This is a genomic window from Thermococcus sp. M36, assembly GCF_012027355.1.
Taxonomy (GTDB): domain Archaea; phylum Methanobacteriota_B; class Thermococci; order Thermococcales; family Thermococcaceae; genus Thermococcus.
This window is the reverse complement of record NZ_SNUH01000002.1, coordinates 313,650-329,678: the sequence shown is the minus strand read 5'-3', so window position 1 is coordinate 329,678 and position 16,029 is coordinate 313,650. Positions and strand designations below refer to the sequence as shown.

Annotated in this window: 18 protein-coding genes; 8 read left to right on the top strand and 10 right to left on the bottom strand. The window is 52.0% G+C overall.

All coding sequences use genetic code 11. The features are described from left to right. Nucleotides 1-36 precede the first annotated feature (36 nt). The 9 genes from E3E36_RS09575 to hxlAB all read right to left on the bottom strand — a co-directional run bounded on the left by E3E36_RS09575 (nt 37) and on the right by hxlAB (nt 8,378). A complete protein-coding gene (locus E3E36_RS09575) occupies nt 37-2,037 on the bottom strand; it encodes a DUF11 domain-containing protein (RefSeq protein ID WP_240911837.1) in 2,001 nt (666 codons plus the stop codon). Nucleotides 2,038-2,146: 109 nt separating this feature from the next. Then, complete coding sequence (gene aspS, locus E3E36_RS09570; protein WP_167895180.1) at nt 2,147-3,463, bottom strand: aspartate--tRNA(Asn) ligase; 1,317 nt, start codon at nt 3,461-3,463, stop codon at nt 2,147-2,149. Between the two features lie 43 nt (nt 3,464-3,506). Then, on the bottom strand, nt 3,507-4,019 hold the full coding sequence (locus E3E36_RS09565) for a KH domain-containing protein (protein ID WP_167895179.1): 513 nt from the start codon (nt 4,017-4,019) through the stop codon (nt 3,507-3,509). A gap of 102 nt (nt 4,020-4,121) precedes the next feature. Continuing rightward, nucleotides 4,122-4,742, bottom strand: coding sequence for an HD domain-containing protein (locus E3E36_RS09560; RefSeq protein ID WP_167895178.1), 621 nt, complete (start codon nt 4,740-4,742; stop codon nt 4,122-4,124). 4 nt (nt 4,743-4,746) lie between these two features. Further along, nucleotides 4,747-5,556 (bottom strand): glutamate cyclase domain-containing protein, encoded by an 810-nt coding sequence (locus tag E3E36_RS09555; RefSeq protein ID WP_167895177.1) that lies wholly within the window; start codon nt 5,554-5,556, stop codon nt 4,747-4,749. Between the two features lie 3 nt (nt 5,557-5,559). Further along, nucleotides 5,560-5,739, bottom strand: a complete 180-nt coding sequence (locus E3E36_RS09550) for a hypothetical protein (protein WP_167895176.1) — start codon at nt 5,737-5,739, stop codon at nt 5,560-5,562. Beyond that, nucleotides 5,736-6,389: a TIGR02253 family HAD-type hydrolase gene (locus E3E36_RS09545; RefSeq protein WP_167895175.1), complete on the bottom strand. Its 654-nt coding sequence runs from the start codon at nt 6,387-6,389 to the stop codon at nt 5,736-5,738. The genes E3E36_RS09550 and E3E36_RS09545 overlap by 4 nt, the downstream gene beginning before the upstream one ends. Before the next feature lie 3 nt (nt 6,390-6,392). After that, nucleotides 6,393-7,148: a hypothetical protein gene (locus E3E36_RS09540; protein WP_167895174.1), complete on the bottom strand. Its 756-nt coding sequence runs from the start codon at nt 7,146-7,148 to the stop codon at nt 6,393-6,395. 9 nt (nt 7,149-7,157) lie between these two features. Next, nucleotides 7,158-8,378, bottom strand: coding sequence for a bifunctional 3-hexulose-6-phosphate synthase/6-phospho-3-hexuloisomerase (hxlAB, locus tag E3E36_RS09535; protein WP_167895173.1), 1,221 nt, complete (start codon nt 8,376-8,378; stop codon nt 7,158-7,160). Nucleotides 8,379-8,518: 140 nt separating this feature from the next. Between hxlAB and E3E36_RS09530 the strand changes: the two genes are divergently transcribed. The 8 genes from E3E36_RS09530 to E3E36_RS09495 all read left to right on the top strand — a co-directional run bounded on the left by E3E36_RS09530 (nt 8,519) and on the right by E3E36_RS09495 (nt 14,925). Beyond that, complete coding sequence (locus tag E3E36_RS09530; protein WP_167895386.1) at nt 8,519-9,244, top strand: arginase family protein; 726 nt, start codon at nt 8,519-8,521, stop codon at nt 9,242-9,244. Nucleotides 9,245-9,249: 5 nt separating this feature from the next. Beyond that, nucleotides 9,250-9,576 carry an Sjogren's syndrome/scleroderma autoantigen 1 family protein gene (locus E3E36_RS09525; RefSeq protein WP_167895172.1) on the top strand — a complete coding sequence of 109 codons (327 nt, stop codon included), beginning with the start codon at nt 9,250-9,252 and terminating at the stop codon, nt 9,574-9,576. Then, on the top strand, nt 9,573-9,785 hold the full coding sequence (locus E3E36_RS09520; protein ID WP_167895171.1) for a helix-turn-helix domain-containing protein: 213 nt from the start codon (nt 9,573-9,575) through the stop codon (nt 9,783-9,785). The genes E3E36_RS09525 and E3E36_RS09520 overlap by 4 nt, the downstream gene beginning before the upstream one ends. A 136-nt stretch (nt 9,786-9,921) precedes the next feature. Beyond that, nucleotides 9,922-10,956 (top strand): DUF4855 domain-containing protein, encoded by a 1,035-nt coding sequence (locus tag E3E36_RS09515; protein WP_342764403.1) that lies wholly within the window; start codon nt 9,922-9,924, stop codon nt 10,954-10,956. Then, nucleotides 10,940-11,911: a hypothetical protein gene (locus E3E36_RS09510; protein ID WP_167895170.1), complete on the top strand. Its 972-nt coding sequence runs from the start codon at nt 10,940-10,942 to the stop codon at nt 11,909-11,911. The genes E3E36_RS09515 and E3E36_RS09510 overlap by 17 nt, the downstream gene beginning before the upstream one ends. Continuing rightward, on the top strand, nt 11,887-12,861 hold the full coding sequence (locus E3E36_RS09505; protein ID WP_167895169.1) for a hypothetical protein: 975 nt from the start codon (nt 11,887-11,889) through the stop codon (nt 12,859-12,861). Before E3E36_RS09510 ends, E3E36_RS09505 begins: the two co-directional genes overlap by 25 nt. Nucleotides 12,862-13,012: 151 nt before the next feature. Further along, the gene (locus tag E3E36_RS09500; RefSeq protein ID WP_167895168.1) at nt 13,013-14,029 is read left to right on the top strand and encodes a DUF4855 domain-containing protein; all 1,017 of its coding nucleotides are present in this window, start codon (nt 13,013-13,015) and stop codon (nt 14,027-14,029) included. Then, complete coding sequence (locus E3E36_RS09495) at nt 14,014-14,925, top strand: hypothetical protein (RefSeq protein WP_167895167.1); 912 nt, start codon at nt 14,014-14,016, stop codon at nt 14,923-14,925. Before E3E36_RS09500 ends, E3E36_RS09495 begins: the two co-directional genes overlap by 16 nt. A 65-nt stretch (nt 14,926-14,990) precedes the next feature. Here E3E36_RS09495 and trmBL2 read toward each other — a convergent pair whose 3' ends face one another. Further along, entirely contained in the window at nt 14,991-15,785 is a 795-nt protein-coding gene (trmBL2, locus tag E3E36_RS09490; protein ID WP_167895384.1) for an HTH-type transcriptional regulator TrmBL2, read from the bottom strand. Nucleotides 15,786-16,029 lie beyond the last annotated feature (244 nt).

The window sequence follows — 16,029 nt, the reverse complement described above, 5'->3', positions numbered from 1 at the left end:
AAGTGGAGGGGGGAGCTTATAAATTTAAGGAAGAGTTCAGAGCTCGGATGTTTCTTCACTTTCCTGCTTCTCTTCCTCTGCCTTCTTGGGCAGTCCTCCCGGCCGCCGGCTCTTTTTCTTTCTCATCTTTTCCCTGAGCCTCTGGACCTCCGTCCTGTACATGTACACCGCTCCCCCAAGCACCACCGTCGCCACTGCAAGCACAACTGCCAGGGGCATCCACGGGTTGGTGGTGGGGGCATAGCCCTCTGAAACGCTGATTATCTGCCTGGCCAGGGACTCAGGATCCTTCGTGCTGCTCAGCACCTTCTCAACATAGGAGGGTAGCTCTTCGGGCGATGGCCACACTTTGACCTCTTTGACAATGACCTTTGGCGGGACGCTGTTTATTGTGACGAGGTTCCCGAGCGCTAGTCTGTGCTCGTTTCCGAGGGGATCACGGTACGCAAGCTCAGCAGCAACGTTGGCCAGATCTTCGGATATTATGCTCAGGTCAGTCTGCACGCTCTTTGTTTCGCCCGCTTTGATCGTCCCTACGGGGATTTCGGAGGGCCCGTCAACGCTCGACGGGAGGTTTAGAACCAGCGTCGCATTCTTTATAAATTCAAAGTTCGGGCTCTCACCGGATGCCTTGATGGTGAACTTCAGGCGAACCTTGCTTCCGGCCTTGGCAGTGATGTAGTCCGACCATGTGCCGTTGTACGCCGAGGCGGTAACGTCGAGCTTTGGTATGCCATAAACCTTAATGCCCCGAAGTGCCTGTGAGTACACTATCTTCTTTTTACCCGTCTCAAGGCTCTTGTCATCATAGAAAGTCACCATGACCTTCCCTATATCAAACTCGCCGACCTTTGTGGGCTTCAGGACGTAAATGAGGGCGGGCATGTTGGTAAATGCGGGGAACGTCTTCAGGTTCCAGTTTTTGGTCATGCTCACCAGTTCAAAGTCGTTGGGTATTGGGGCCGCAACGCTCACATCGTACGCATCGCCTCTCCCGAGGTTCTGGACGTTTATGGTGAGAACCAAGTTGTCGTTCACCATTATCTCTTTGGGTATTGCGTCTATCTTGGCCGCTATGTTTGCCTCCCTGAGTATTGGGGTGACCTGGGCGTTTTCTGGGGCGTATACCCTTATGACTGCCCTCTTATAATTGGGCTCAACGTTCTGGACGGACAGCTTCAGGGGAGCATTTGGGACGTCCTTCGGGATGTCCCCCACTTCCAGCCTCAGATCGGCAATCTTCTTGCTGCCCTCAAGGACGTCCACCAGAACCATGTCCGGGATCGTGGAGATCAGCTTGATGTTGTACGTGACATTATTGATGGTAACGGGGAGCTGCTCGTTGACGTAGAGAAGGCCGTTGTATACCAGAACTGTCCCGGAGATGGTGGTCGGTTGGGAAGGTGTCTCTTCCTTTGGAACTACCTCGAAGCTGGTGTCGGGCACCCTGGGGACGTAAACGTTGACTTTGGCTGGGCCTCCGGAGTACGTCTCCACAAGCTCTATGTAGACGTAGTTTGAGTAAATAAAGTCGTCGTTTCCGAGGGGATATCCGAGGCCCACGCCCCTCCCTTCGTCCAGCTGGAAGACCCGAGTTTTGTCTGGCATGTCCACCTGAAACGTGGCATCAACCGAGGTGGCGTCCAAGAGCTTTATCTTTATCCCGTGGTACTGTGAGGGGAGGGTTATTGTGTCCCCCTCGTTCATTGTCTGGTTTGCTATGAGCACCAGGGGGGACTGGAGGGTGAGGTATATCGACTGTTTGTACTTGTCTATGAACGTGACCAGTGCCCTCAGGTACACGTCCGAATCGGAGGGGTATGAAACGTAGCCGTCCCTCCCAATGGTTCCCCCGACGCTTTTTCCTTCCGGCCCGGTGATCCTTATGTACACCTGACTCCAGTCAAGGTTTGCATCCACAAACTGTACCTCAAACTGGCCGAGAACAGCCTTGTCTCCCCTTCCGAGGGATATTGCACTGATGGACGCGTAGGGGGGAACCTCAGCGGATTTTACTATCCGGGTCATTGGTGTCATTGAGAGAATCATTAAGCCCAACAAGATTAAAGCTACTGCCTTTTTCATATCTCCAGCCTCCGTATAGGTAGTCAGCTAATAACCAAAAGGAAAGGATGATATAAAGATGTTACGGTGCCAGCCTTTTCCTGTCCCTCGGGAACAGGATGACTTCTCTGATGTTGTTCAGGTCGAGCATCTGCTTTATCAGCCGCTCTGCGCCGAGTCCAAAGCCCCCGTGAGGCGGCATTCCGTAGCGGAAGGCCTTGAGATAGAACTCAAAGCTCTCCGGGTTCAGGCCCTTCTCCCGTATCTGCTCTGCAAGGATTTCAACACGGTGCTCCCTCTGGCCGCCGGAGGTTATCTCAACACCGCGGTATTCAAGGTCAAAGGCCCGGCATATCTCCGGCTTGTCGTCGTACTTCATAATGTAGAACGGTTTGGCCTCGCTCGGATATTTGTAGAGGAAGTAGAGCGGCGCGTTCTCGTTCTCCAGCATATACTTTCCGAGGAGCTTTTCTCCTTCAGTGTCGATGTCTTCACCCCATGGAATCTCCTTGCCAAGGTCGGCGAGGATTTCAAGGGCCCTGTCGTAGCTCACGCGCGGGAAGGGTAGCCTTGGCTCCTCAAGCTCAAAGCCTAGCACTTCAAGCTCCCTCGCGTTGTGCTCCCTCACGTAGTTGATGGTGTGGGTAACGAGCCTTTCGAGGAGCCCCATTACCTCCTCCTCGTTCTCGATGAAGGCCATCTCCGCGTCGATGCTCCAGGCCTCGTTGAGATGCCTCGTCGTGTTGTGCTCCTCGGCACGGAATATCGGGGCTATCTCGTAGACTCTGTCCAGTCCAGAGGCCATCATTATCTGCTTGTAGAGCTGAGGGGACTGGGCCAGAAAGGCGTCCTTCTCGAAGTACTTCATGGGGAAGAGCTCGGTTCCGCCCTCGGTGGCCGTTGCTATAATCTTGGGCGTGTGGATCTCAATGAAGCCCTCGTTGTGGAAGAAGTCGTGGACGGCCTTGAATACGCTGGAGCGTATCTTGAATATAGCCATTACCTCGGGCCTTCTGACGTCCATGAAGCGGTTGTCCAAGCGGGTGTCGAGCTCGGCCTTGACCTTCCCGGTGGGGTCCAGCGGGAGCGGGCTACCCGCCCTGCTTAAGACTTCGAGCCTCTCAGGGAGTATCTCAAATCCGAGCTTTGCCTTGGGCGTGAAGTTGACGATGCCCTCAACGGCCACAACGTCTTCAGAGTTGAGCTTTGGTATTAACTTGAATATCTCTGGGTCAACCTTCTTCTTGGGGGCTGTTATCTGGACTATCCCCTCCCTGTCCCGTATCCACAGGAATTTTATTCCCCCAAGGTCCTTTATCTCCCAGACCCATCCTGCGACCTTAACCCTCTGGCCGTTGAGCTCCTCAGTTATTTCGGCTGAGTAGTGCGTTCTGTACATACCATCTACCTCCGGTCAGTAACGGTGGGAAAGAAAAGGAAGTTTAAATAAAGTTTATCCTAACCTCTTCCCCTGCTATCTGGGAAAGTATGCTCTCCAAGACCTCCGCCTTTTCGGGGAGCTTTCTCCGGTCCCTGCCCATCACTAGAACCTTGTAGTAGGTTCCTCCTCCTGGCTTGTAGACTATGTTGACTCCAAAAACTCCCGCAGGATAGAGGAGGTCGGTGGCGAGCTTCTTAACGTCATCGGTTCCCTTGACCTCAACGGCCTCTATAACACGTATCCTCTTACCTAGCTCCCTCATAAGGGTCTTGATGTTCTTCCCGCCCTTACCGATGGTTATTGGGACGTCTCCTTCCCCGACCATAATGACGATTATGTCCCCCGCCTCAACGGCCTTCTTGAACTCGACGTCCGCATCGCCGATGAGCCTGTACAGGAGTCTCGCAACGTTGACATCAAGCTCGGTTATGACCCCTTCCTGGAGCTTTTTTTCGTCAGCCGGGCACAGAATGTCGTCGGTCTTCAAACACACCTCACAGATCGGTGCCTTCATCTCCTCACCTCCCTTGCCTGAAAAATGAACTTAAATGGGCTAACCCTTAATTCCGGAAGTCCTTTAAAAACCTTATTATGGAAGAAAAGGCTGGAGGAGGCCTTATATCTCTCCTTCTATCTCGCGTTTTATGCGCTCCATGAATTGCTGGGTAAAGCGGTGTCTCTCTTCCGCCATTCTTCTGGCAGTTTCGGTGTACATAAGGTCCTTTAGTTTCAGGATTTTTTCCTCGAAATGCCTCAGCGATGCCTCTATGTCTCTGCCGTGCTCCCCCGAGTACATAAAGACCCTGGCCACACCTATTGCACCTATGGCGTCCAGTTTGTCGGCATCGCTCAGTATCTTCGCCTCAAGTGTCCTCGGTTCGGGGCCACGGGAGAACCTGTGGGCCTCTATGGCGTGAGCGACGGCGGTGATCTTCTCCTCGGGATATCCCAGGCTCTTCAGGTACTGTCTGGCTATCCTCGCCCCTTCAAGGGCGTGGTCCTCAACCTTCCCGGCACTCTCCAGAGGACGGGCGACGTCATGGAGGAGCGCCGCCAGGGCGAGGACTTCAAGGTCTGCGCCTTCCTCTTTTCCAATGTGCATGCAGAGGTTGAATACCCTCTCGACGTGGCTGAAGCCGTGGGTGCCTTCCCTCTCGAAGAAGTGCTTGGCATACTCACGGGTTCTCTCTATGAGTCTGAGGCTCCTACCATCGGCTATGAATTTATCCAGCCTCATTCGATCACCTTAGCGCTTCATCAACCAATGCGTTTAAAAGTTCAACGATTCTGTCGTGGATGCCAGTGGATATGCCGTCAACAGTGGCCGTGTTCTGTCCTGAAACACCGTCTATGAGGCCGAGCTTGGAGATTATCCTTACTATGGTTCTCTCGTCCCAGTCGGGAAGTAGCTTTCTCCCGGACTCTATTGAGGCCTCTGCGACCAGGCCGTAGGCCCCCCAGTTTGATACGGCGGATAGTATGAGCTCGTCCGTTTCGACTGTACTGGCTATAACCTCCCCCCTCGGGACGTACCGTCTCACGAGGTCGTAGATCTTCCCCATCCCTGCCTCGTTGCCGCCGTCCCCTATGCCTATTGTGGGTATCCCGAGCTCTCCCGCCTCAAGAACGGCCCAGTCAAAAGTCTCTCTGGTTATCTCCAGCCCCCCCATGGAATAGTACTTTCCGTTGGGAGCCCGGCCGGGGGTTTCGATGGCTATGACAAGTGAGTACCCCGACAACTCCGGCTCTTCCACGAACCTCAGACCGAAGGGCTCCAGTGCGGTCCTAACCTCCGGATACGTCAGAATTTCCGCCTTCCCACCCAGGGCCTCGATGGCCTTGGCAACGGCAAGCGCCCCGGGGGGGCCGTCGGTTTCTGCCCTCATTGACGGGGGTATCGGAAACCCCGTTATGATCAGAACCCTCTCATAATTGTCTAACAGCATTTTTGCAGAATTATTTAAAAAATTGGGGTTGTCCCTGCGATAGTCGAGGTATACCCTGAGGACGCCCCTTCTGCCGACGTCAGTGTTTATTAAATGCGCTATCATGCTTCATTCACCGGTGTCGTATACGACTATGCGGACTTTCCTGCCTTTTACTGCCTCCTTAAGCTTCCACCAGAGCTCGGTCGGCTCTTCGCTTCTGTGAACCAGCTCGTCGCCGTTTTCCAATTTGACCCTGTGCTCCTCGTACCTGATGAAGTTTCCTTCTGCTTCGAATATCTTTTTCATTCCAACCACCTCAGCACCGTTCTCAGCTCGTGAAGGGTTCGGATTTCATAGTCGGGCATGTGGTAACCGTTGTCCCCGTTCCGGTTTATCCATACGGCCACCATTCCAACGTTCTTGGCCCCGTAAACGTCCTGGGTAAGGGAATCACCTACCATAACGGCCTCCTCTGGCTGGATCCCGAATTTCCCTAGGGTGTGCAGGAATATCTTGGGCTCGGGCTTTATGGCGTTTACGTCGTCCCTTGTAACGACGGCATGAAAGTACTTTGAAAGCCCCGCAAGCCTGAGCTTCAGTCTCTGGTACTCTGGCCCGCTCGTCACCACTCCGAGGGTGTATCCCCTGTCCCTGAGCCACTTCAGCACGGGCACCGTGTCAGGGTAAACCTGGAGCTTGTGGGGGTAGCTCCGGAGGATGTCTTCGTACTTCATATCCAGGGAGAACAGCCGAAAGAAAAAGTTCCAGTCGTGCCAGTCGTAGGTGTCCCTTCGGGAGAATACCTCGCCAAGAAACCGTTCTCTGGCCTCATCGCGGCTTATTCCAAACTTTTTGGCCAAGGACTCGTACACGAGGGGGAGGAACATCTGTATGAGGGGCATCTCCGTAAGCATTGTTCCGTCTATGTCAAAGAGAACGGCCTTTATTTTTTTCATCCGCTACCACCTCTTGACGAGCAGCGCGAGTATTTCAACTTCCTTTGTCAGCGACTCGTCCATTATGACGCCCCAGATTATGTCTTTCTCCGCCAGAATCTCCTGGAAGTTGGCCAGTATCCCGTGGGCGTCCCTGAGGGGGAACTCCTTCCCGACGAGTATGCCTATAAGTCCCCTGTCCCACACACCCCAGTGCCAGCCAAAGTCAACACTTCTCAGGAGACGCAGGATGCCGACGTTCCCTCCGCGGATAATGTTGAAGAGGTCGGCGTAGTCAATGTTCACGAGCATCTGGGCTTCAAGGTAGTAATAGAGCCGCGAAAACATCTCAGCTATGTTGTGGGAGGCCCTCTGGAACGCTTCGACGAGGGGTGTGTCGTCCCCCTTCAAGAAGTCCCACAGGGAGTCGTAGAACACCGTCTCGAAGCCCGACGCCCATTGGGGTTTCTCCCCCACAACAAGTTCCCTTTGGGGAGTCAGCACGTAGGCGAGCTTTATCGTGTCTCTGGGTGCGCTGTCGGTGATTATCCTGAGAAGCTCTATGTTGGCCTCCTTGTCCTCAAAGATCAGCCACAGAAAGGTGTTTTCCGGTATCCTTGAAAAGAACCCCCTAAGGCGCTCCTCGTACTCCTTCGAACGGGGAAGGAGATAATAGGCGGGGTTTACCGTTACCTTGACTGCGCCGTCAACGCCTATACTGTTGACTATCCGCGCTCCGGCGTTTCCAATGCCCACAAAAATATGAGTAAAAGACACCATGGCGACCCCTTACTCTAGGGTCGCGTGCTTCCGCTTCATATCCTTTTCGGTCTTCTGGAACGTTGCCATCAGGAGTGCTATGACGCCGTCCAGGAAGATCATCGTGGAGTCTTCGAAGAGGGTACCCATCGGCGCTATCCACTTGTACTTGGTGAGCATCTGCCTGGCTATGTAGTCTGTGGGTATGTCCGTCTTGGCCCTTCCCGGTATCTCAACTACCACATCGGCGAGCTTCCCCAGGGTTGAGCTGGCGTAGGAGGTTATCGCAACAACTTTCCCGCCCTGCTTTTTGGCTATCTGCGCGGCGTCCACGATGCTGTTGGTCTCACCGGAACCGCTGATGGCTATGAGAAGGTCTCCAGGCTCGAAGGCAGGGGTTATCGTCTCGCCGACGACGTAAACGTTGAAGTCGAGGTGCATGAGGCGCATCGCAAACGCTTTACCGACGAGGCCGCTCCTTCCGGCGCCGTAGATGAATATCTTGTTGGCCCCTATCATTGCATCGACAAAGCCCCTGACCTGCTCCAGTTTGAGCTTTTCCGCAACGCCGGTTATGTGCTCCGTTATGTCCTTCATAGCCTTCCTTATTGTCATCATGTACTCTCCCCAGAAGAGGTCTATTATCTTCCGGGTAACTTCTTCGGGGTCGTCAGCCTTGGTTATTGCACCGCCCACGATTATTATTGTGGCCCCCAGTTCGATTACCTTTGGTATCGTCTCAAGGTTCAGCCCTCCCGCGACGGCGACGGGAACGCTGACGGCTTTGACGACCTTTTCGAGGTCTTCCAGCGGGCTCTTGCCCTGGACCTGTTCGTCTATACCTGTGTGGACCAGTATATAGTGGACGCCCATCTTTTCAAGCTCTTTGGCGCGCTTGACCTTGTCCTTCACGCCTATTAAATCCACCATGACCCTGATTCCATACCTCCTGGCTACTTCAACGGCGTCCTTTATGGTTTTGTCGTCGGCGACACCGAGGATAGAAACGACGTCCGCGCCGTGCCTCGCGGCCATCTCGACCTCCAGTGCCCCCGTGTCCATGGTCTTCAGATCTGCGACTATCTTCCTGTCGGGGAAGCGCCTCTTGAGGAGCTCAACAGCGCGCATGCCTTCCTTCTTGATGAGTGGGGTGCCGACCTCAAGCCAGTGGGCGCCGCCGCGTGCGGCCTTCTCGGCGATAGAAATTGCCTGTTCAATGTCAGTCAAGTCAAGAGCGACCTGGAGTATCATTCCCTCGCCTCCGATGAGTTTTCGTTTTAATCTTTATAGGGCTACTTTTTAAACTTTGGCTTTGAGATTTGACATTAATTTGTTTATCGTCCCTGCCAAGGTTTAAAAAGTGGGGCCCCAACTTCCGGTGGGTGGAATCAATGGTAACGTTCATCCCCTTCGGCGAAAGGCCCAACAGGGACGGCGTTCTCTACGTTCTGCAGCTCCTCAAGCGGAACAAGCTCATTGAGGACTACATGATAGTCGAGTCCAGCCGGGTTGAGCTCCTCCCTGAGCGCATCCCCCAGGACAGGGCGTATATAGTCGGTGAGCATCTCGCGACCTACGGGATAATAGAAAAGCTTCGCCCGCCGTCCATCCTCAGCGTTGACGCCCACACCGACCTGATGCACGACTACCTCGACCACGGCTCATGGCTGGCCTACGCCCTCGATGAGAGGATTGTAAACAGAGCCGTGGTTCTCGCCCCCGTCCTTATGATACCCACTACCGAGAGGACTCAGCTCTGGACAAGGAGGGTCAAAATATTCCCCGCGCTCCTGAGGAGCAGGAAGGTGCGCGGGAAGTGGAGGGCCTACAAGAACCTCCAGACCAACGACATCCTCGAAATCCTGGATGAGGCCAGGAGATACCTGGGGGACGAGATATACCTGACGGTGGATATGGACGTGCTCAGGCCGGAGTACAGGATAGCCAGATTCCAGCACGGCGAGCTGACCTTGGAAGAGCTTCTCGAAATCCTTGGGGAGATTAAACGCAGTTTCCGGATAACGTCTTTTGACATATCTGAGGTGTCTGACAGGATAAGACGCTCAAAACTCGGAAAAAAGGCCTTTGTCGAGGTCTTCCAGCTCCTCATGGGGTGATCACAGTGAAAAAGGGCCCAACGGAGGAGGAGATGAGAACTGTCCTCATGCCCCTGATGCTCTCCGGAGCTAAGATGCTCGATAAGCACTGTCCAAAATGTGGTTCACCCCTCTTCGAGAAGGGAGGGAAAGTTTTCTGCCCTATATGTGAGCACAGGGCAAAACAGCGGAAGGCAGAGATGGAGGGTGTTGAGGAGAAGCTCATGGAGAAGCTCAACGAACTTGCCAACTCACTCCCAGACGATATAGGGGAGCTTGAGAAACACTTAAGGGTTATGGAGAAGATAATTGAACTGTTGGAGCGATACAAAAAACTGGAGGGAGGAGAATGAAGAACGTTAGGGTGCTGGAGGCTATTAAGGACGGCCCGAAGACTATCGAGGAAATAGCCGAGGCAACCGGAATAAAACCCATGGAGGTACGCCGTTACCTGCTCCGCTTCGTCGAGCAGGGGAAGGTGGAGAGCTATCAGAAGGAAGGGAAGCTCTACTGGAAGCTGAGGGAGAAGGACGAACTTGAGGAGGAGTTCAAGTACGTTTGAACTCTTCATATTTGGATTGGAGATTGAGTAATCGATTTTTACCTCCAATTTTTGACTCATGATGTTGCAATTTTAACAGGTAGAAAGTCAAATAGTTTTTTATATGTCTGGATAATATTCATAACGGTGATGTCTTGTGGCAAAGTTCGCACTATGGTGGGTTCGATGGAATGGATCTGATTACGAGTCGAGGATGACCGTTGGGGGAAGGAAGGCCACTGTCGAGGACTTCAGGGAGAGAGGTTTTGATAGGGTTGTTGTACTTGATGGGGAGGGAGGAGGTTCTCACTATACCGGCCCGTATTATGATTCAGGACGCAACGATGGGAAAGAATTTGCAAGATGGGTACTGGACAACGTGCACGGGATTCCGGTGTACATAACGATACCCTTCAAGCGTCCTGATGGAGGCCAAAGGGACCAGGCACTGATCCCGTTTAAATACTCCGGCGTGAACTCGTACTATAAAGGCTGGATTGATGGTGTTCTGAGCGTTGACAACAGTGACCTCACTGGATTCTATTGGAGCTATGAGAGTTGTCTTCAAACAGGCAACTACGGTAAGAACGTCTCCAAGGAATTCATCCAATACATGTACAACTACATCCACGACCATGGGCTGGAGTTGACCTGGATTCCGGCGACTAATGAGAGGGGCGTGTCGTATTTGAGCGATGATGCGTTTGACGGGATTCTCAAAGTTGGCGGCTACTTTGATTACGTATTCGTTCAGCCAAACTATTATCAGAACAAAAACTGCATAGAGAACATTAACGGCACTAAACAAACGTTCTCGTACTCATATAAGAAACTCGTTGAGAAAATCAGGTACATTCACGATGGGCTACAAAAACATGTCAGGAAACAAAATCCAAACACGGTAGTCTCAATAGAGATGGAAGCAGACAGGACAATCCTGGGCATTCCGTGCGGATATTCAGGTAGATGCCCCGAAAACATGGGGTGCGACCGCAACCTCAAAACCTGTTATGAGAACTGTAGGGAGCACGAGCATGAGAAAGCAATAAACTACGCCCTAGATTACATGAGAGCATTACACGACGCCAGATGGGAACCATCGGACCTGGCTTACTACTTCAGCACTAACCTCAAAGTGATGGACGCACTCCAAGAACGTTGCCGGAGGGAACTCAATGAACCGTACATTTAAAACCATCATCATCCTGTTCCTCTCCCTCACCCTCTTTTCCAGAGCAGTGATTTCCGTCGATCCCAGCGGTTCCGTCTATAATGTCCGGTACTCCGTCGTCTCCAACGGAAGCGACGCGTTCATTCACCTCCTGATTCTCGAATACGTCCCATACAATCCCCCACTGCTTGGGGGACAATGGAATGGAGAATCTGAGCCCCTGTGGGCCGAGGAGTTTCTTCTTTTCTTCGATGGTTCCAGACTTTACCGTTTGAACTTTACTCCCACCTTTGGAACACCCCACGGGACTTATGAAGGGGCGAGCTTCGTAAACGAAAGCTGGTATCTGATGGTTAAAATCTCAGGTACTAAGAGATTTTATCGCTTCAATGCCAAAAACTTCTGCGTTGAACCCTTAAACGTCAGCTGGTTCTGGCTCCCCCGGGGAAAAACTAGCAACGAGATTAACGGCTGGCGGGTTGAACTGCAGCCTGGCCCCGGCGAGTGGGGTTACGCGAACGTGAGCGAGGTGTGGGTTACCATGAGCAAGAACGCGAGCATCTGGTCCCTCGGCCCGGCGATACTGACGAACTCAAGCGTTTTTCCTGTTTACTTCACCCTCAGAAAGGGCAACCTCACAAGAAATATCACCCTCGTTTACCTGAATCTCAATGTCACCCGCGATAACTACGTTCCTCCCAACACCTCTGGTGTTCCCAGCTATTGGTTCCCGAGTGACGTTAAAATCGTCAACGTGACGGTCTGCAAGATCAGTGCGAATACATCTACCAGCATGGCCGTTGAGACCAACGGCACAACCTACACAACAAAGACGTCTCCTAATACAACAAAAACACAAACCAACACAAAAGAAACCAAAAAGGGCATCTGCGGGCCGGCTTTTCTCCTCTTCGGCGCTTTAGCCCCAGCCTGCGTGAGGAAAATGAGGAGGTGGCGCGTATCAGAAAGTTCATAGCTCTCCTAACGTTAATCCTCTTAATCCCCTCTTCAACTCGGGCGGTCTCGGCGGATTGCTCTGCCTATGAGGTTTACCTCGTCAAGGGAGTTTATCCTATAAACGGCTGGTTGCTCATCGTCGTCGAGCACGACAGCTACGTCTGCGGGATGATAGCCGGAGAATGGGAGAGCAGGCTGGACTTCGCGAATTCTCTCCAAGAATACTACGTCCTGACGGACGGGGAGCGAGCCTTTCTGCTCGGGGGATACGGGCCTTCGCTCATGAATACAACTCCGGTTGGCATGATAAACGGAACGTTCTACGTGCTTAAGGTGGAGAAATCCAAGGAACCGTACAAAAACGTCACCTTAACCATCGACGGCGAACCAAAGAACTTCACGCTCATCAAGAACGTGACCGTAAGGGAGACATACCGCTTTGAAGGGAACTGCCTTGAGAAGGTTTCAGAGTGCACCATCACCGCCTACCCAAACGGAACCGTGACCAAAAGGTGCAACGGAGCGCAACTTAACGTCTCGGCCTTTAAGCTCCCCTCAACGCAGACCTACGGGAGCTACGTGGAGGCCAGAGAGGGAAGGATAGCATTCAACTTTGAGGGAAAGGACTACACCGCCACGCTTCCAGGGGATATAAACGCATCAATGCTCCGCTTAACAGCTTTCAAGGCGAAAAGAGGGATCGTGCTGATCAACAGGGAGGTGGTGCAACTTCCCGCTGGAGAGGGCCTTGATGAAGCCCCTCTGCTCTCTAGGATCGAAAACGGGACGGTTTCCCTGCTTGAAGTGCCCCCAGATTTTAGCGAGCTTGTATGCGAGAAGCCAGTCGTGTCTGCCACAAACGCCACCGCTGAACTACACAAACCCGCTACACACGGGAGAAAAATCTGCGGCACTGCCTTTCTGGTTCTGCTGGCAACATCAGCGCTGGCAGTACGGAGACGTAAGTAATACAGTAAAAGAACACATGGGGAGATTTGAACCAAAGCTGAGTAATTGGTTTTTACCTTTTGTTTTTTGAATCGTTGTGTTGCAATTTTGACAAGTAGAAATCCAAACAGGTTTTTATATGGCCTTGTAGTACTCATGATGGTGATGTCTCGTGGCAAAGTTCGCACTATGGTGGATTAGGTGGAACGGCTCTAACTACGAGTCAAGGATGACGGTTGGGGGCAGGAAAGCCACTGTTGATGACTTCAAGGAGAGGGGTTTTGATAGGTTGATAATACTGGATGGTGAAGGGCGTAACTCTCACTGCAGTGGTTTTATGTACTCTAATGGGTACAACGACGGGAGAGAGTTAGCGGAATGGGTTCTCCCCCTGGGCATTGACACGCCACTTTACATAACAATCCCTTTTAGTCGCCCCGATGGCAGGCAGAGGGATCAGACCCAAGCGTCTTTTTCAAGTGTCCCAGATTCATACTACAGGGGTTGGATTGATGGAGTTCTTTCCGTCGATATTGACAACATGAAGGGCTTTTACTGGAGTTACGAGAGCCCTCTCCAAACAGGACCTCACGGTGAAAACGTCTCTAGGGAGTTCATCCAAGGCCTATATAATTACGTCCACGGACATGGACAGGAACTAATCTGGATTCCCACTATTGGAAACAGGGCTATGAAGTGGATAACCAACTCTGACTATGTCACTATTCCAACCCTTGCAGAGTATTTTGACCACGTGTTCGTTCAGCCTCACTACTATCAGACTACTAAATTAGACGACGGAAGTGATTACACTCTGCAGGAGTTGGTATCCCGCGTGAAGTGGATGAAGAAACATGGCCTTTCTATTGAGATGGAGGCCGACAACAGCATAATTGGAGAACAGAGCAACTGTGCGTACTGCAAAAGCACTCAAGGATGGTGGAAGGACAATCACTTCGTGGAAAGAGTTGGATGTGACGAAAAGCCCACTCCAGAAACAGAACAAAAGTGCATTAATCGCGCCTGTGATTACGTTAGTTCAATTTTGAAAGTTTACTCTGAAGTGTTCCATAAGGCTCCAGTTCCTCCAGAACGGGCTATAAACACCATCTTTCCAGACAGGGCATACTACTTCGGCACCGACTTGAGAGTCGTCGATAAGGTGAGGTCAAAATGTCCCGACTGGTGATTCCCCTCTTTATTGCCCTTCTTTTCCTCACCGTTCCGGTTTCGGCAGTCTACTACGTGAATTCAGGCGGTTTTCTCTATGGGGTTCACTACACTGTCTTCTCAAACGGGACAAACGCTCTGATTCGCGCTGAGGTTGACAACTACGGCATCACTTGTGGTATGATGGAGAACTGTTGGGCTGAGGTGTATGATGTTTACGAGTATCTCCTCTTCTTCGATGGTTCTCAGCTCTACCTTCTGAACTTCACTCCTGCCCTGCTCTCAAGTCTTCCTCCTTACGCCCCCAGGAACGTGAGTGGGGTGTATTTCAAGGGAATAACTTACGTGAACGGTTCTTGGTACGTTAACGTGAGCGTCTTCGCTTACTCTGCAGAGGCTCAGAGTGGTGTGAACGTGGACTACGTTTACCGGTTAGATACGAAAAAATTCTGCGTTGAACGCGTCAACGCGGGCTGGTCTCAACTCGAAAAGGAGGTGTTCAAGAAAGAGATAAACGGCTGGAAAATCGAGGTTCCAAGAAATTTCTTCCTTGTTGCAAACGCGAGCGATACCACCTGGTCTCCCCTGCTGCCCCTGGTCGTTAACTGGACTCAGTTTCCAGTTTATTTCACTCTTAAAAAGGGCAATTTAACGAGGAACGTTACACTCTTTTACATCAACACTACGAACGTGATAAACGGCTTCTGGTTTCCGAATAGCGTTAAAATCGTCAACGTAACGATTTGCAAAGAAGTTACGAACACCTCAACCAGAACGATTGGAAAAATCAACACTACCCACACACAATCCAGCACGTCAAAAACTCCCACCAGCACGAAAGAAAACCGCAAAATCTGCGGGCTGGCCTTTCTGGTTCTGCTCGCCACACTTTTACTCGTCCTCAGGAGAAAATGACGACCTTTCCTTGTTTTCAATTTGCAGAAAAGACAGGGAAAAGGGAATAGAAAGGCCGAAGGAGTTCAGACCTTCTCTCCCTTATCCCAGTACTCGTTGAACTTGCCCTCGAAGAGGGCCTTGACGCGGAAGTCCTTGATCCATATCTGGGTCTCGTAGTTGAAGTACCTGGCAGCCATGTCCTCGAGGGCGAAGAAGACCTCGTCGTCGCAGATGAGCATCGGGAGTTCGAGCTTGTCTATGACCCTCAGCTCAAGCTTGCCTGCCTTGTGGTAGTCGAGTATCTTGGAAGCGCTGAGCCTGTGGTAGACGTTCTCGGTGACGATTATCTTGGCCTTGGCGCCGTTGTTTATCGCCTTGATGATGTCGCTCTCGAGGTTGATGGCGATGTAACCGTCGTCGGCGAGGAGTATCTGCTCCTTGACCTCCTCAAACATCTCCTTGGTCTTGAGGGTGGCGTTCCTTATTCCGCGGACGACCCAGACCTTCTCGACGCCGTACTTCGGAATCTCGGTCTCGATGAGCGGGCTCATGAGCTGGAGGAGCTCTTCCTTGGCCCTCTTCTTGGCCTCAAGCTCTTCCGCAACGCGCTCCTGCCACTCCTCGATGAACTTCTCGAGGATGTTCTGCGGGTGGACGGGCCTGTACTTGTTGACCTTTCCGGGCTGGCTTATGGCGAAGCCCTTCTTCTCGAGGCTCCTGAGAACGTCGTAGGTTCTCGGTGCCGGAACCTCTGAGACGCTGGCCAGCTCGGCCGGGGTGAGGACACCAAAACCAACCAACGCCACGTACGCCCTTGCTTCGTAGAGGTTCAACTCAAAGTGCTCCTGAAGGAGCTCAACCATCTTGTCCTTAACCATCTTTACCACCACCACATTTTCTATATTTTTTAGTTGGTCTCATACCATATAAATTTTTTCCACCAATTGTTAGTGGCATGCCTTCTGTCCCGGCAATTATCCCGGGATGACTTTCCTGGATATTATTGCTGTTGCGTGTCAATGCAAACCTATTACTACACTGAGGGTTTTAAGATTTTTGGTTTTACTGATTAGCAAAATTGGCCGGGAATATTGGCGGACAAGACGTTCACAATGAGTAAAA

Excerpts from the sequence above, each read along its gene's own strand:
- hxlAB (WP_167895173.1), bottom strand. The coding sequence starts at position 8,378 with ATGATACTCCAGGTCGCTCTTGACTTGACTGACATTGAACAGGCAATT.
- E3E36_RS09555 (WP_167895177.1), bottom strand. The coding sequence starts at position 5,556 with ATGATAGCGCATTTAATAAACACTGACGTCGGCAGAAGGGGCGTCCTC.
- E3E36_RS09565 (WP_167895179.1), bottom strand. The coding sequence starts at position 4,019 with ATGAAGGCACCGATCTGTGAGGTGTGTTTGAAGACCGACGACATTCTG.
- aspS (WP_167895180.1), bottom strand. The coding sequence starts at position 3,463 with ATGTACAGAACGCACTACTCAGCCGAAATAACTGAGGAGCTCAACGGC.
- E3E36_RS09540 (WP_167895174.1), bottom strand. The coding sequence starts at position 7,148 with ATGGTGTCTTTTACTCATATTTTTGTGGGCATTGGAAACGCCGGAGCG.
- E3E36_RS09550 (WP_167895176.1), bottom strand. The coding sequence starts at position 5,739 with ATGAAAAAGATATTCGAAGCAGAAGGAAACTTCATCAGGTACGAGGAG.
- E3E36_RS09520 (WP_167895171.1), top strand. The coding sequence starts at position 9,573 with ATGAAGAACGTTAGGGTGCTGGAGGCTATTAAGGACGGCCCGAAGACT.
- E3E36_RS09530 (WP_167895386.1), top strand. The coding sequence starts at position 8,519 with ATGGTAACGTTCATCCCCTTCGGCGAAAGGCCCAACAGGGACGGCGTT.
- E3E36_RS09510 (WP_167895170.1), top strand. The coding sequence starts at position 10,940 with ATGAACCGTACATTTAAAACCATCATCATCCTGTTCCTCTCCCTCACC.
- E3E36_RS09575 (WP_240911837.1), bottom strand. The coding sequence starts at position 2,037 with ATGACACCAATGACCCGGATAGTAAAATCCGCTGAGGTTCCCCCCTAC.
- E3E36_RS09545 (WP_167895175.1), bottom strand. The coding sequence starts at position 6,389 with ATGAAAAAAATAAAGGCCGTTCTCTTTGACATAGACGGAACAATGCTT.
- trmBL2 (WP_167895384.1), bottom strand. The coding sequence starts at position 15,785 with ATGGTTAAGGACAAGATGGTTGAGCTCCTTCAGGAGCACTTTGAGTTG.
- E3E36_RS09495 (WP_167895167.1), top strand. The coding sequence starts at position 14,014 with ATGTCCCGACTGGTGATTCCCCTCTTTATTGCCCTTCTTTTCCTCACC.
- E3E36_RS09560 (WP_167895178.1), bottom strand. The coding sequence starts at position 4,742 with ATGAGGCTGGATAAATTCATAGCCGATGGTAGGAGCCTCAGACTCATA.